Genomic DNA, 13505 nt, shown 5'->3' with positions numbered 1-13505 from the left:
TGTCTCCTCGTGGGTGGTCAGGGCTTCAGCTCAATCGAGCTGCGCACCCGACTTCTTCACCACGTCCTTCCACTTGGCCGTTTCGCTCGCGATGAACTGCGCGAGCTTCTGCGGCGAGGTGTCGGCCGATGCTTCGAGGCCTTGGCCGGCGAACATCTGCTTGACCTTCGGTGAGTTGAGCACTTCGGCGAACGCGTGGTTGAGCTTGGCCACGCGGTCGGGCGGCGTGCCGGCCGGGGCGACGATGCCGAAGAACACGCTCACGTCGTAGCCTTTGTTGCCTTGCTCGGCAATCGTCGGCACCTCGGGCAGCGCCTGCGAGCGGGCCGCCGTGGTCACGCCGAGTGCGCGCAGTTTGCCGGTCTTGACGTAGGGCAGTGCGGTGAGGATGTCGGTGAAGGTCATGCTGACCTGGTTGCCCAACAGGTCGTTGAGCGCCGGGCCCGTGCCCTTGTAGGGCACGTGCAGCAGGTCGGTGCCGGCCACCGAGTTGAACAGCACGCCCGCCAGGTGCGACGACGCGCCGTTGCCCGACGAGGCGTAGCTGAGCTTGCCCGGGTTGGCCTTGGCGTAGGCGACCAGCTCGGGTACGTTTTTCACCGGCAGGGCCGGGTTCACCACCAGGATGTTCGGCAGGTAGCCGACCTGGATCACGGGCGCAAAACTCTTGGTCGGGTCGTAGCTGATCTTGCGGTACAGGCTGACGTTGATGGCCAGCGGGCCCGAGGTGCCGAACAGCAGCGTGTGGCCGTCGGCCTCGGCGCGCGCGACGTAGTCGGCACCGATGTTGCCGCCGGCGCCCGCGCGGTTCTCCACGATCATGGGCTGGCCGAGCTTGTCACGCAGTTCGGCGGCGAGTGTGCGCGCCATCGCGTCGGTCGGGCCGCCGGGCGGGAAGGGCACGACCAGCGTCATCGGCTTGGACGGGAACGCACCGGGCTGGGCGTGCGCAGCGGGCGTGGCCGCCAGCAGCAGGGCGGCGCAGGCGGTGGCCGCTGCGCTGAGGAAGTGGCTGAGATGTTGTCGCATGGGTGGTTGTCTCCGTTGTTCTCGAAAAGGGGCTCAGGCGGCCGTGCGAACCAGCGCGGCATGCCAGTCGGCAGGCAGCGCATCGGGCGCCAGCGGATCGCGCGGCAGCACGCGGTGCAGCAGCACCAGCTGCGCCCAGCGCAGGCGCGCGGCGGACCCGCCGGCCGAGGCCTCCCAGGCCATCGCGGCGGCGCTGGTGCAGTGGTACAGCGCCGATGCGGCCTGGCGTGCGAGCACGTCGCCGCCTTCGCGTGCGGCGGTCTCGGCCAGGGCGCAGGCACGCGCCATCGTGTCGCGCAGCGCGGCGGCAAAGGCCGGTGTGAGTTCGGTGGCGTCGCCGATGAGCTTGTCGACGTGCGCGCGCAGCACGGGCAGCGAGCCTTCGCGCTTCACGGCGCGGATCACGTCGAGCGCCACGATGTTGCTGGTGCCTTCCCAGATCGAGCCCAGGTGCGCGTCGCGCACGAGGCGCGGGTCGCTCCACTCTTCGATGTAGCCGCAGCCGCCGCGCACTTCCATCGCATCGCCCGTGACCTGGCGCGCGTCGCGGCAGGCGCGGAACTTGATGAGCGGCGTGAGGATGCGCAGCAGCGCATACGCATCGGGCTCGCCGGCGTCGGAGCGCGCGAGCGCCTGCGCGGTCTGGCAGACCATCGTGCGGGCCTGCTCGGACGGCACGCGCAGCTTGTCGAGCTGGCGCTGCATCAGCGGCATCTGTTCGAGCGCGCGGCCGAAGGCGCGGCGTTCGGAGGCGATGTACTCGGCCTCGGCCACCGCGCGGCGCATCAGGCCGGCGGAACGCACGCCGTTCGACAGGCGCGAGTTGTTGACCATGTCGGCCATCTGCTGGAAGCCGCGGCCTTCCTCGCCCACGAGGTAGGCCACCGCGCCTTCGAGGCGGATCTCGCCGCTGGCCATCGAGCGCGTGCCCAGCTTGTCCTTGAGGCGAATGATGCGGTAGTGGTTGAGGCTGCCGTCGTCGAGTTCACGCGGCAGAAGGAACAGCGACACGCCCTTCATGCCTGCGGGCGCGTCGTCGGCGCGTGCCAGCACCATCGCAAAGCCGGCGTCGGGGTTGGAGCAGAACCACTTGTCGCCGGCCAGGCGCCAGCTGCCGTCGGCCTGGCGTTGCGCGGTGGTGGCGGTGGCGGCGATGTCGGAGCCGGCGGCCTGCTCGGTCATGAACATCGCGCCTTGCGCCAATTCGTCGAAGTCGAGCGAGGTCAGGCGCGGCAGGTACTTGGCGACCAGCTCGGGTGTGCCGAATTTCTTCAGCGTGCGCGTGAGCGAGTCGGTCATCGAGACCGGGCAGCACAGGCCGAACTCGGCCTGTACGAAGAGGTAGGTCAGCACGTACTTGACCAGCGGCGGCATCTTGCCTTGCCAGCCCAGCGTCTCGTCGCGGTGCGAGATGGCGGCCAGGCCGAACTCGCTGAGCGCCAGGCGCTCCATCTCGACATAGGCCGGGTGCTTGATGACCTTCTGCTCGTCGACGCCGGTGCGCGTGCGCTGCTTCAGCGTGGGCGGGTTGCGGTCGGCGGTGCCGGCCAGGTCGTCCAGCAGGCCGCCTGCCAGGCCGCCCAGGCGCTCGAAGTGCGGGCGCATGTGGGTGCGCAGGGCTTCGGGCAGGTACAGCGCGAGCAGCGTGTGCAGCTCGGTGTCGGTGGTGAAGAGGTTCTGGCCGTGGCGATCGGGAATCGGGTGCGCGGTGGGGTGCGCGGCGGCTGCGGCTGCGGATGTAGGCATGCGGGCGTCTCCTGGTTCGCCGCATTGTTGAGTTGGCAACGATCCGTGTCTAATATTGATTTGGTCTTGTACGATTTGATTTAACTATTCATGGAACTGCGGCACCTGCGCTACTTCTCCGTGCTCGCCGAAGAGCTGCACTTCGGGCGCGCCGCGCGGCGGCTGGCGATTTCGCAGCCGCCGCTGTCGGTGGCGATCCGCCAGCTCGAAGACTCGGTGGGCGCGCGCCTGTTCGAGCGCAACAGCAAGGAAGTGCGGCTCACGCCCGCGGGCGAGGCGCTGCGCGTGTCGGCGCGGCGCGTGCTGCTGCAGGCCGAGGAGGCCGCCATGGAGGCGCGCGACGTGGCCACCGGCTCGGCGGGCCGGCTGCGCATCGGTTTCGTCGGCGCCATGCTCTACCGCGGTCTGCCGCCGGCGCTGCGCGCGTTCCAGGCGCGGCATCCGGCGGTGCGCATCACGCTCAGCGAACTCAACTCCGGCGTGCAGATCGCCGAGCTGCTGCACGACCGGCTCGACCTGGGCTTCGTTCACACCAGCCGCATGCCGGCCGAACTGCAGCATCGGTTGCTGTTGTCGGAGCCCTTCGTGGCCTGCCTGCCCGCGGGCCATGCGCTGGCGCGCAAGCGCGTGCTGGCGCCGGCCGACCTGCGCGCGCAGCCCTTCGTGCTGTTTTCTCGCGAGGCCTCACCCGACTACCACGAGCGCATTCTTTCGATCTGCGCCGACGCGGGCTTCTCGCCCGAGGTGCGCCACGAGGTGCGGCACTGGCTGGCCGTGGTGTCGCTGGTGTCGCAGGGCATGGGCGTGGCGCTGGTGCCGCAGGCGATGCGGCACTCGGCGCTGCGCGGCGCGGTGTTCCGCCCGCTCGACCGCGCCGTGGCGCAGTCGGAGGCTTACGGCGTGTGGCGTACCGGGCCGGTCAATGTGCTGGTCGAGCGGCTGCTCGAAGGCGTGGCGCAGAGCCTTGCCGTAAACGCCGCCGAGTGATCACGCGTACAGCGGTTCCTCGGCCATCTGCTCGCACTGGTCTTCCAGCACGAGGATCTGGCCCTTCCAGTAGTCGCTGGAGCCGAACCACGGAAAGTTGATCGGGAAGATCGGGTCTTCCCAGCGGCGCGCCAGCCAGGCGCTGTAGTGGATGAGCCGCAGCGTGCGCAGCGGCTCGATGAGCGCCAGCTCACGGCGGTCGAATTCGCGGAACTGCTCGTAGCCGTCGAGCAGGCCCGACAGCTGCGCCGTGCGCTGCGCGCGGTCGCCCGACAGCAGCATCCACAGGTCTTGCACCGCGAAGCCCGTGCGCGCGTCGTCGAGGTCGACGAAGTGCGGGCCGCCGCCGGGGCGGTCGGTGGGCGTCCACAGGATGTTGCCGGGGTGCACGTCGCCGTGCAGGCGCAGCTTGCGGGGCTTGAAGTCGGAGGCCGGTGGCTGCAGCGCCAGGGCGGTGGCGCGGACCATGTCCAGCGCCTCGTTGCAGGTCTTTTCCCATTCGCGCTGCATGTCGAGCGGGATCTTGTCGTTTTCCAGCAGCCAGTCGCGCGAGTCCAGGCCGAAGGTCTGCAGGTCGAGCGCGGGGCGGGCCTCGAAAGGCTTGGCGCTGCCCACGGTGTGGATGCGCGCCAGGAAGCGGCCGACCCATTCGAGCACCTCGAAGTTGTCGAGTTCGGGCGCGCGGCCGCCGCGGTAGGGGCTCACGCTGAAGGCAAAGCCGGCGTGGTGGTGCAGCGTCTTGCCGTCGAAGACCAGCGGGGGCACGGCCGGCACTTCGCCGGCGGCCAGTTCGAGCGAGAAGGCGTGCTCTTCGAGGATCTCGGCCTCGCTCCAGCGGCCGGGGCGGTAGAACTTGAGCACCACCGCAGGATGCGGATTCGGGTCTTCCAGGAACACCTGGTAGACCCGGTTTTCATAGGAGTTCAGGCCGGTGAGCCGGCCATCGCCGTGCAGGCCGAGTGTCGCGAGCGCGTCGAGCACCACGTCAGGCGTGAGGCTCTCGTAAGGATGGGTGTTCGCGGGCGCGACAGAAGAAGGGGTCATGCGGCGATTGTCGCCACACGCGCCCCGTGCCGGTCAGCGTGCGCCCGCTTGTTTGTAAAGCGAAAGGATATGGCCCGTGCGCGGGTCGCCCTTGCCCGCCAGCACCTGCGCGTAGGCGGCCTGCACCGCCTCGCCGCCGAAGTGGTGTTGGGCGTGCAGCCACGGATTGTTGGTGTCGGTCACCGTGGCCAGGAAGTGGTGCCAGGCGGCCACCATGCGCCGCCCGAACTCGTCGGCGCCCCATTCGGTGGTGCGCTTCTTGATCTGCGCCGGCGCAAAGAACAGCGTGGCGCGCGGGCCGCTCAGGCTCTTGCCCGCGCCCTTGGCGGCGAGCTGCTCCACGTGCGTGCCGCCGATCGAGCTGCTGTACTTCAGGTTGGCGAAGCGCTCGTGGATCGCGGTGCGCAGCTCGCCGTTGCCGGCGAAGTCGATGTACACGCACGGGGTGTCGGCCGCGATGCTGTCGAGCGCGTCGTAGGTCACCACGCGGTCGTAGCAGCCCAGGCTCTGGCAGAAGGCCACGTTGGCGGGCGAGGTGAGGCCGATCACTTCGATGCCTTCGCGCTGGTGCAGCTGGAAGGCCGTGCCGTAGGCCGTCTTGCTCGACGCGCTCGACAGCAGCATGGTCGTAGCGCCGAAGAAATCGTTGTCGGCCATGAAGTCGTCGATGAGCCACGAGGTGATGAACAGCGGGCGCAACAGCGCCTGCAGGTCTTCGGTGTCGGTGGTGTAGAGCGGGTCGGCGTTGCAGCGGAAGTACTGGTTGTAGACCGCGGGCAGCTCGGCGCGGTGCGGCGCCGCATCGGTAAAACGTGCGGGCGAGAGCCGGTCGGGGCTGAGCACCGCGCTCGTCGCCATCGGCCAGTAGCCGTAGAGCCGTTCGCCCACGGCCACGCCCGGGTGCAGCGACTGCACCACGCTCGCGAAGCCCCACACCGGGATGCTGCCCCAGCCTTCTTCCTCGGAGGGAAAGAACTGCCAGTAGCTCATCGCATCGCCGAAAGCGGCGTAGGTGATGTTGTTGGAGGTGAGCGCAAAGCTGTCGATGCGCACGCGCACCTGTCCGTCGGCCAGCGGCCGTTCGGTGGTGTCGGTGTGCAGGCGCGCGGTGGCGAGCTGGTCTTTGCGGATCAGGAGGTGGGTGGTGCTCATGGGGTCGATCTCCACGGGTGTGTGTTGAGGACGGACGGGTCGGGCGGGACGGACGGGACGTGCGGCCACATTAGCCAAGCTTGGTGAAAGGCGCTATCTCGGCGTGCGTTTCGGCGTCACCCGTGAGACAGACATGAAAAAAGCGCCCGGGCTTGTGGCCGGGGCGCTTCTTTTCATGAAACCGTCAGAGCGGAATCAGACGATCGTCAGTTCGACGTCGATGTTGCCGCGGGTGGCGTTCGAGTACGGGCAGACCTGGTGGGCCGTGTCGACCAGCAGCTTCTTCTGTGCGTCGTCGAGGCCGGGCAGCGAGATCGCCAGCTGCACCGAGATGCCGTAGGCCGCGCCGCCGTTCGTCGGGCCGAGGGAGACCTTCGAGTCGATGGCGACTTCTTCCGGCACCTTGACGCTGATCTTCGGGCCGACGGCCTTCATGGCGCCGATGAAGCAGGCGGCGTAGCCGACCGCGAACAGCTGCTCGGGGTTGGTGCCGGGCTTGCCCGAACCGGGCGAGCTCAGCTTGACGTCGATGGCGCCATCGCTGGACTTGCCGGCGCCGTCACGGCCGCCGACGGTGTGGGCTTCTGCGGTGTAGAGAACTTTGTCGAGCTTGGTGGTCATGGTGATTTCCTTTGGCTTGGGGTGGTGAAAGGGCTTCCTGGGGAGGCCGGGGAGAACTGTGATTGGGTTGTGTGTCAGGCGGCTTTGCGGATGCGGTCGCGCAGGGTCTGGATTTGCTGCGTGAGGGCGATCAGCTCGGGGACGGAGCATTCGGCGGCGGCCATGAGGCAGGCGGGGACGTTGGCGGCGCGGGACTTGAGCTTGCGGCCTGTGGCGGTGAGCATGATGTGGACGCGGCGCTCGTCTGCGACGTCGCGGACTCGGGAGACGTAGCCGTTGGCTTCGAGGCGCTTGAGCAGCGGGGTCAGCGTGCCGGAATCTAGGGAGAGACGCTCGCCGAGGGCGGAGACGGTGGGGCCGTCTTGTTCCCAGAGGGCGAGCATCACCAGGTATTGGGGGTAGGTGAGCTGGAGCTTTTCTAGCAACGGCTTGTAGAGGCGGGTCATTGCCAAGGATGCGGAGTAGACGGCGAAGCAGAGCTGGTTGTCTAGCTTGAGCATCTCGTCTGGTGGGGGGTTCGTTGGCATGGGTTGAATTGTAGTTCGCAATTCAATTGCGTGCAATGTAGTTGTTTTGGCTTGGTTTCTTGGGGGCTTTGTTTGCTTCCCGAGGCCGGGAGTTCCGCCCGGCGGCGGACTCACTTTCTTTTGCTTCGCCAAAAGAAAGTAAGCAAAGAAAAGGCGACCCCACTGTCTGCGTCCCTGCGCTTCGCTACGGGCAACCTGCGGTGCTCGCGTTTCGCGGGGTCTCGCAGAACTCGCTGCGCTCAAACAGCTGCGAGCCCTGATCCGCGAAACGCTGCGCTCCTCGGCGCAGCCAGAGGGGCTTCGATACCGGACGGGCCTTTGCTTCGCTCGGCCTGGGAACAGCCAATGCAAATTCCAACCGCCGCAGGCGCGAAGCGCCTGCGGCGGCTTCGTGGCCGAGCGCAGCGATGGCACGCTGGTTTCCCAACCCCTTCTGTATGCGCCGAGGAGCGCAGCGTTTCGCGGATCAGGGCTCGCCCTTGTTTGAGCGAAGCGAGTTTGGGCGAGACCCCGCGAAACGTGAGCACCGCAGGTTGCCCGCAGCGAAGCGGAGGGACGCAGACAGCAGGGTCGCCTTTCTTTTGCCTACGTTTCTTTGGCGAAGCAAAGAAAAGTAGGTCGCCCGCCGGGGCGAGACCCGGCCTCGGAAAGCAAACCAGACCAGCTACCTAGAAATCACCCCCGAAACCGTTTCCGAGTCAGCGCCAAAGCAACCCAGAAAGCAACAACCGCATACACAACCAACACACCCGCATGCACCCACCACCCTTCAGGCCACCGATCCATAAACAGCGGCCGCACCAAAGCCACAGCATTCGTCAAAGGCAACCAGGCAGCCACAGCACGTACAGCAGCAGGCAACTGCTCCAACGGAAAAAACACCCCACTCAAAAACATCATCGGCGTCATGAACAGCGTGAAGTAGTACGTAAAAAAGTCATACCCCTTAGCCAGCGCATTGAAGATCAACGCCACAGAAGAAAACGTGATCCCACACCCAATCAACACCATCCAGGCCACGATCAACTTAGGGCTGTGACTGATCCCCAACCCCAGCATCACGAACAAGATCGCAGTCACCGTAAAGATCGACTTGAACGCCGCCCACAGCATCTCCGCGAGCACGATGTCATCCAGCCCCACCGGCGCATTCATGATCCCGTCCCAAGTCTTCTGCACATGCATCCGAGAAAACGCCGAATACAGCGCCTCGAAGCTCGCCGCATTCATCGCACTCATGCAGATCGACCCACTCGCCAAGAACAGGATGTACGGCACTTGCGTGCCATCCACCGTCACCTGCCCGACGAGTGCGCCCATGCCGTAGCCAAAAGCCACAAGCCAGATCAACGGCTCCGCGATGTTGCCGATCAGGCTAGGCAAAGCGAGCTTGCGCCACACCAGCAGGTTGCGCAAAAACACCGGCCACCATCGCATCGACAGCTCGGGCGCACGCCACACAGAGGGTGAAGGCGGCACAGGTGTTTCGGGGGGAACAGCAGAAGAAGCAGTGGTCGTGTTCATAAAAGAAGGTCTAGCTAGCCATCCTGGCGAATCTGCCGGCCGGTGAGCTTGAGGAAAAGATCTTCCAGATTGGCCGGCCGATGGAAGGTCCGCAGCCCGCCATGCTGCGTCAGCGCATCGAGCAGACGCCGCGCATCCTGCGTGTAGAAGAACACGGTCTCCCCGCTCACCTCCACGCGCGCAGCCAGCGCCTGCAGCTCCGCCGAGCCCGCCAGCGACAGCGCACCGTTGCCATACACCTCGACCACATCAGGCTCCAGGTGCTCGGCGATCAGGTCACGCGGACGGCCTTCAGCGATCTTGCGGCCGTGATCGAGCACCAGCAGGCGCGAGCACAGACGCTCGGCCTCGTCCATGAAGTGCGTGGTCAACAAGATCGACTTGCCCTGCTGCAGCAGCACCTGCAGGCGCTCCCACATCAGATGGCGCGCCTGCGGGTCGAGCCCGGTCGTGGGCTCGTCGAGCAGCAACAACTTGGGGTCGTTCACCAGCGCGCGCGCCAGCGACAGGCGCCGACGCATGCCGCCCGACAGCTCACCGGGCTTGGCGTCGGCCTTGTGCGAGAGCGCGGCGAACTCCAGCAGCTGCGGCACGCGTGCGCGTACGTGCGCCTTGCTGAAGCCGAAGTAACGGCCATACACCACGAGGTTCTCGGCGCAGCTGAAGTCGGGGTCGAGCGTGTCGAACTGCGACACCACGCCCAGCTGCGCCTTGATGGCCAGCGCGTCGCGCGGCATCTGCAAACCCAGCGCCTCGATGCTGCCGCCGTCGGGCGCAGTCAGGCCCAGGCACATGCGGATGGTGGTGGTCTTGCCCGCGCCGTTCGGCCCGATCACGCCCAGGCACTCGCCAGGTGCGATCTCGAACGAGAGGTCGTCGACGACCGTGGTCTCGCCGTAGCGCTTGCGCAGCCCACGGACCTGGAACAACGGGGAAGAGGAAGACGAAGGCGAGGAGGGGGTGGTGTGGGATGGCACGCGGCCATTCTGACGCAGCCCGCCGATTGGCGCAGCGGCTACATGCGCAGTCCGCTGAACTCGGTTTTCATCCAGTCGATGAAGGCCCGCGTGCGCGCCGGCAGCAGCCGCGCGTTGGGGTAGATCACGCTCACGGGCCGGGGCGCGGGCTCGTAGTCTTCGAGCACCAGCTGCAGTCGACCCTGCGCCACATACGGCAGCACCTGGTAGGAGAAAAAAGTGCCGAAGCCCATGCCCGCGGCGCAGGCCTCGATGGCGGGCGCGAGGTGGTTGAACTCGAGGCGGTTCTCGGGCGTGACGTACACGGTCTTGCCGCCGTCGCGGAATGCCCATTGCGGCGGTGCATCAATGCGCCCGCGTACGCAGGGCGCACCGGCCAGGTCGCGCGGATGGCGCGGCACGCCGTGCTGCGCCAGGAACGCGGGGCTGGCCGCCACCACGCGCCGGATGGTGCCCAGCGTCTGCGCCACCAGCGACGAGTCTTCGAGCGGGCTGATGCGGATGCCGACGTCGATGCCCTCTTCGAGCAGGTTCACCGTGCGGTCGTGCAGCCGCACGCTGCAGCGCACCTTCTCATGACGCTGCATGAAACGCACGATGGCGGGCGCCACGTACATGTGGCCGAACAGCACCGGCGCGGTGATGACCAGTTGTCCGGCGGGTTCGCGCGCCTCGGCCTTCAGCGCCTGGTCGGCGGCGTCGGCCGCGAGCAGCACCTCGCGCGCGCTCGGCAGGTAGTGGCGCCCTTCCTCGGTGAGCGACAGGCGCCGCGTGGTGCGGTGAAAAAGGCGCACGCCCAGGTGCGCCTCGAGCGCGGCGAGCGCGCGCACCACGGCGGGCAGCGAGCTGCCGAGCGCCTCGGCGGCGCGGGTCAGGCTGCCCTGGTCGGCAATCTGCACGAAGGTCTGCATGGCCTTGAAGCGATCCATGGCACGATTAAACCGGAAAACGCAGCAGTCAAATCCGGAAATGGCTATTCATTCATTTGATGGAAGAGAGAAGAATCGAGGCCATACCCACCCGAAGGACTCCTCATGACCGAGAACACCACCGCCGCCCGCCAGCCCGCCCAGCCCATCCAGCTCTTCGGCAGCGCCATCTCGGGCCACGTGCACCGCGTGCGCTTCTTCCTCTCGGTGCTGGGCCTGCCTTTCGAGATCGTCGAGCTCAACCTGCGCCAGCGCGAGCACCGCACGCCGGAATTCCTGGCGCGCAACCCCTTCGGCCAGGTGCCGGTGATCGAGGACGGCGACGTCACGCTGGCCGACTCGAATGCCATCCTCGTGTACCTCAACGAGCGCTACGCCGCCGATCCGGCGCGCTGGATGCCGCGCGACCCGGTGGGCGCGGCGCGCGTGCAGCGCTGGTTCTCGGTGGCGGCCGGCCCGCTGGCGTTCGGGCCCGCGGCGGCGCGCGTGATGGCGTTGTTCGGCCTGGACACCGACCCGACCGAAACCGTCAAGCGCTCGCACGCGCTGCTCGCCGTGATGGAGACCTGCCTGACCGGCCAGGCCTTCCTCGCCGGCCCGTCGGCCACGCTGGCCGACATCGCGAACTACGCCTATGTGGCCCATGCGCCCGAGGGCAGCGTGTCGCTCGACGCGTATCCGCAACTGCGCGCCTGGCTGGCGCGCGTGGAAGCCTTGCCGGGGTTCGTGCCGATGGTGCGCACACCGGTCGGCCTGGCGGCGGTCGCATGAGCGCGCGCCGGGCCGCTCCCAAACAAGCTCGCACCGCAGCGCGAAGCGCGGAGGTACTCCTGTGATTTCCGCGCCGTTCCATGCCGGCGAGCGCGCGCTGCAGGCGCTTGTTGGGTCACGCGAGCAGATGGAGGCCATGGGGCCGCGCGTGATCCGCGACTACATGCCCGACCAGCACCGCGAGTTCTTCGCGCAGCTGCCGTTCCTCGTCGTCGGCAGCCTCGACGCCGAGCTGCAGCCGTGGGCCAGCATGCTCGCGGCGCCTGCCGGCTTTGCGCATTCGCCCGACGCGACGCACCTGCGCATCGATGCGCTGCCGGGCGCCGGCGACCCGCTCACAAGCCAGCTCGCACCCGGCGCCACGCTCGGGCTGCTGGGCATCCAGCCGCACACACGGCGGCGCAACCGAATGAACGGCACGGTCGAGGCGCTCGACGCGGCGGGCTTCATGGTCGAGGTGCAGCAGAGCTTCGGCAACTGCCCGCGCTACATCCAGGCGCGCGAGCCGGTGTTCGCCGCAACGCCTGCCAACGTGCCCGCCGTGCAGTGGCTCGACACGCTCGACCTCGCGGCTGAGCGGCTCATCGGCGCGGCCGACACGCTGTTCATTGCCACGGCGTATCCCGACGCTGCGGCGGTGGGCGACGAGGCCGATGCGCGTTCGCACGGCGTCGACGTGTCGCACCGCGGTGGTCGCCCGGGCTTCGTGCGCGTCGATGCGGGCGGCGTGCTCACGGTGCCCGACTTCAACGGCAACCGCTTCTTCAACACGCTCGGCAACCTGCAGGCGCACCCGCGCGCGGGCCTGCTGTTCGTCGATTTCGACACCGGCGAGCTGCTGCACCTGAGCGCCACGGCGGAGATCGTCACGGACGGCCCCGAGGTGGCGGCGTTCGAGGGCGCGGAGCGGCTGATGCGCTTTCACGTCACGCGCGCGCTGCGCCGTCCGGCCGCGCTGCCGCTACGCTGGGGCGAGGCGGCGTTGTCACCGCACCTTGCCGGCACCGGCCGCTGGGCCGCGCATTGACTATTCAAAGACTGGAATGCGCCCGTTGACCGATGGCCGGTAGTGCCAGCTGAGCGCATCGAGATCGGGTGCGCTTCGTTGGCGCAGCAGCGCTTCAAGGCCTGCTGCAGCCAGCGTGCAGGCCAACGCCTGTCCGGGGCACGCATGCATGCCATGGCCGAAGCCAAGCACGCGGCGCTGGGCACGCACGGGCATGAAGCGATCGGGCTCGGGGTTGAACGCCGGGTCGCGGTGCGCCGAGGCCAGCAGCAGCAGCACCGCATCGCCCGCTGCCAGCGAGGTGCCGGCGATCTCGACGGGTTCGATCGCGAAACGGCGCGTGTTCTGCACCGACGGGTCGTGGCGCGCCGTCTCTTCGACGATCGCGAGCAGCCCGTCGCGCGTGCGTGCCAGCGGGCGCAGCACGGGCTCGCGCACCAGCGCGATCAGGCTGTTGCCCAGCAGGCCCGCCGTGGCGTCGCAGGTCTGCGAGAGCAGGCCCACGAGGTTCGCCAGCAGCGCCCGTGAGAGCGGTGCGCTCGCGGCGCTTTCGGCCAGCACCGCCGCCAGCAGCGTGCCGTCGCGCGGCGAGGCGTTCGCACTCAGGGCTTCGAAGCGGTTCATCAGTTCGCCGGCCGCCGCGCTTGCCGCCTGCAACTGGTCGGCATTCGACAGTGGCGAGAGGCAGGCGACGAAGTCGCGCATCCAGCGGTCCACCTGCGGCAGCGTCGTGTCGTCGAAGCCGAGCAGGTGCGCCATCGCGCGCACGGGCAGCGAGAACAGCGCATCGGAAAGCGGCGCATGCGCGGGCACCTCCCGTGCCACGTCGAGCGCGGCGGCGTGCGCCGCATGAAGGTCGAGCCCGGCCAGCGCGCGTTGCAATGCCGGCCGGTGCGCCTGGTGCGCGGGGCCATCGTTCATGCGCACCAGATGGCCGAACACCTCGCCCGCAGGGCTGCCTACGATCGCGCGCGGCACGGGCTCGGCGGCGGGGCGCACGCGCAGTGCGCCATGGGCCTGCAGCACCTGCGTGACCACATCGGCGCGGCTCGCAACCCACACGCGCAAGCCGTCGTGCCACGCGAGCGGCGGGCCATCGCGCAGCGTGGCGTAGTACGGGTACGGGTCGGCGTGCGTGGCGGCGGCGACCGGATCGGCGGGGTGATAAGGGAGCACAGCGGTGGTCATGGCG

General features: G+C 68.1%; 13 protein-coding genes. 3 read left to right on the top strand and 10 right to left on the bottom strand.

Features of this window, described 5'->3' with window-relative positions:
• Nucleotides 1-30: 30 nt before the first annotated feature.
• Both CY658_RS17195 and CY658_RS17190 read right to left on the bottom strand, forming a co-directional pair.
• Complete coding sequence (locus CY658_RS17195; RefSeq protein ID WP_101491382.1) at nucleotides 31-1029, bottom strand: Bug family tripartite tricarboxylate transporter substrate binding protein; 999 nt, start codon at nucleotides 1027-1029, stop codon at nucleotides 31-33.
• A 33-nt stretch (nucleotides 1030-1062) separates the two neighbouring features.
• On the bottom strand, nucleotides 1063-2775 hold the full coding sequence (locus tag CY658_RS17190) for an acyl-CoA dehydrogenase family protein (protein WP_101491381.1): 1713 nt from the start codon (nucleotides 2773-2775) through the stop codon (nucleotides 1063-1065).
• Nucleotides 2776-2865: 90 nt separating this feature from the next.
• On the opposite strand from CY658_RS17190, the gene CY658_RS17185 reads away from it, so the two are divergent.
• Complete coding sequence (locus CY658_RS17185) at nucleotides 2866-3762, top strand: LysR family transcriptional regulator (RefSeq protein WP_101491380.1); 897 nt, start codon at nucleotides 2866-2868, stop codon at nucleotides 3760-3762.
• Here CY658_RS17185 and CY658_RS17180 read toward each other — a convergent pair whose 3' ends face one another.
• From CY658_RS17180 to CY658_RS17145, 7 genes are all read right to left on the bottom strand, one after another.
• Nucleotides 3763-4806 carry a serine/threonine protein kinase gene (locus tag CY658_RS17180; RefSeq protein ID WP_101491379.1) on the bottom strand — a complete coding sequence of 348 codons (1044 nt, stop codon included), beginning with the start codon at nucleotides 4804-4806 and terminating at the stop codon, nucleotides 3763-3765. It abuts the gene before it with no gap.
• A 33-nt stretch (nucleotides 4807-4839) separates the two neighbouring features.
• Nucleotides 4840-5958: a DUF2855 family protein gene (locus CY658_RS17175; protein WP_101491378.1), complete on the bottom strand. Its 1119-nt coding sequence runs from the start codon at nucleotides 5956-5958 to the stop codon at nucleotides 4840-4842.
• A gap of 195 nt (nucleotides 5959-6153) precedes the next feature.
• Entirely contained in the window at nucleotides 6154-6579 is a 426-nt protein-coding gene (locus CY658_RS17170; protein ID WP_062481095.1) for an organic hydroperoxide resistance protein, read from the bottom strand.
• Nucleotides 6580-6653: 74 nt separating this feature from the next.
• Nucleotides 6654-7106, bottom strand: coding sequence for a MarR family winged helix-turn-helix transcriptional regulator (locus CY658_RS17165; protein WP_101491377.1), 453 nt, complete (start codon nucleotides 7104-7106; stop codon nucleotides 6654-6656).
• Nucleotides 7107-7781: 675 nt separating this feature from the next.
• Complete coding sequence (locus tag CY658_RS17155) at nucleotides 7782-8630, bottom strand: ABC transporter permease (protein WP_101491375.1); 849 nt, start codon at nucleotides 8628-8630, stop codon at nucleotides 7782-7784.
• Nucleotides 8631-8644: 14 nt separating this feature from the next.
• Nucleotides 8645-9607 carry an ATP-binding cassette domain-containing protein gene (locus CY658_RS17150; protein ID WP_180838973.1) on the bottom strand — a complete coding sequence of 321 codons (963 nt, stop codon included), beginning with the start codon at nucleotides 9605-9607 and terminating at the stop codon, nucleotides 8645-8647.
• A 38-nt stretch (nucleotides 9608-9645) separates the two neighbouring features.
• Nucleotides 9646-10536 carry a LysR family transcriptional regulator gene (locus tag CY658_RS17145; protein ID WP_101491374.1) on the bottom strand — a complete coding sequence of 297 codons (891 nt, stop codon included), beginning with the start codon at nucleotides 10534-10536 and terminating at the stop codon, nucleotides 9646-9648.
• Nucleotides 10537-10641: 105 nt separating this feature from the next.
• Here CY658_RS17145 and CY658_RS17140 point away from each other — a divergent pair, with 105 nt between their 5' ends.
• Together CY658_RS17140 and CY658_RS17135 are read left to right on the top strand one after the other, a co-directional pair.
• Complete coding sequence (locus tag CY658_RS17140) at nucleotides 10642-11307, top strand: glutathione S-transferase family protein (RefSeq protein ID WP_101491373.1); 666 nt, start codon at nucleotides 10642-10644, stop codon at nucleotides 11305-11307.
• A 61-nt stretch (nucleotides 11308-11368) separates the two neighbouring features.
• Complete coding sequence (locus tag CY658_RS17135) at nucleotides 11369-12334, top strand: pyridoxamine 5'-phosphate oxidase family protein (protein ID WP_101491372.1); 966 nt, start codon at nucleotides 11369-11371, stop codon at nucleotides 12332-12334.
• Here CY658_RS17135 and CY658_RS17130 read toward each other — a convergent pair whose 3' ends face one another.
• Nucleotides 12335-13501 carry a cytochrome P450 gene (locus CY658_RS17130; protein WP_101491371.1) on the bottom strand — a complete coding sequence of 389 codons (1167 nt, stop codon included), beginning with the start codon at nucleotides 13499-13501 and terminating at the stop codon, nucleotides 12335-12337.
• Nucleotides 13502-13505: the final 4 nt, after the last annotated feature.

The sequence above is a fragment of the Variovorax sp. RO1 genome (assembly GCF_002849325.1).
Taxonomy (GTDB): domain Bacteria; phylum Pseudomonadota; class Gammaproteobacteria; order Burkholderiales; family Burkholderiaceae_C; genus Variovorax.
Note: the sequence above shows the minus strand (reverse complement) of the source record. Positions and strands in the feature narration are given on the sequence as shown.

Excerpts from the sequence above, each read along its gene's own strand:
- CY658_RS17195 (WP_101491382.1), bottom strand. The coding sequence starts at position 1,029 with ATGCGACAACATCTCAGCCACTTCCTCAGCGCAGCGGCCACCGCCTGC.
- CY658_RS17190 (WP_101491381.1), bottom strand. The coding sequence starts at position 2,775 with ATGCCTACATCCGCAGCCGCAGCCGCCGCGCACCCCACCGCGCACCCG.
- CY658_RS17185 (WP_101491380.1), top strand. The coding sequence starts at position 2,866 with ATGGAACTGCGGCACCTGCGCTACTTCTCCGTGCTCGCCGAAGAGCTG.
- CY658_RS17180 (WP_101491379.1), bottom strand. The coding sequence starts at position 4,806 with ATGACCCCTTCTTCTGTCGCGCCCGCGAACACCCATCCTTACGAGAGC.
- CY658_RS17175 (WP_101491378.1), bottom strand. The coding sequence starts at position 5,958 with ATGAGCACCACCCACCTCCTGATCCGCAAAGACCAGCTCGCCACCGCG.
- CY658_RS17170 (WP_062481095.1), bottom strand. The coding sequence starts at position 6,579 with ATGACCACCAAGCTCGACAAAGTTCTCTACACCGCAGAAGCCCACACC.
- CY658_RS17165 (WP_101491377.1), bottom strand. The coding sequence starts at position 7,106 with ATGCCAACGAACCCCCCACCAGACGAGATGCTCAAGCTAGACAACCAG.
- CY658_RS17155 (WP_101491375.1), bottom strand. The coding sequence starts at position 8,630 with ATGAACACGACCACTGCTTCTTCTGCTGTTCCCCCCGAAACACCTGTG.
- CY658_RS17145 (WP_101491374.1), bottom strand. The coding sequence starts at position 10,536 with ATGGATCGCTTCAAGGCCATGCAGACCTTCGTGCAGATTGCCGACCAG.
- CY658_RS17140 (WP_101491373.1), top strand. The coding sequence starts at position 10,642 with ATGACCGAGAACACCACCGCCGCCCGCCAGCCCGCCCAGCCCATCCAG.
- CY658_RS17130 (WP_101491371.1), bottom strand. The coding sequence starts at position 13,501 with ATGACCACCGCTGTGCTCCCTTATCACCCCGCCGATCCGGTCGCCGCC.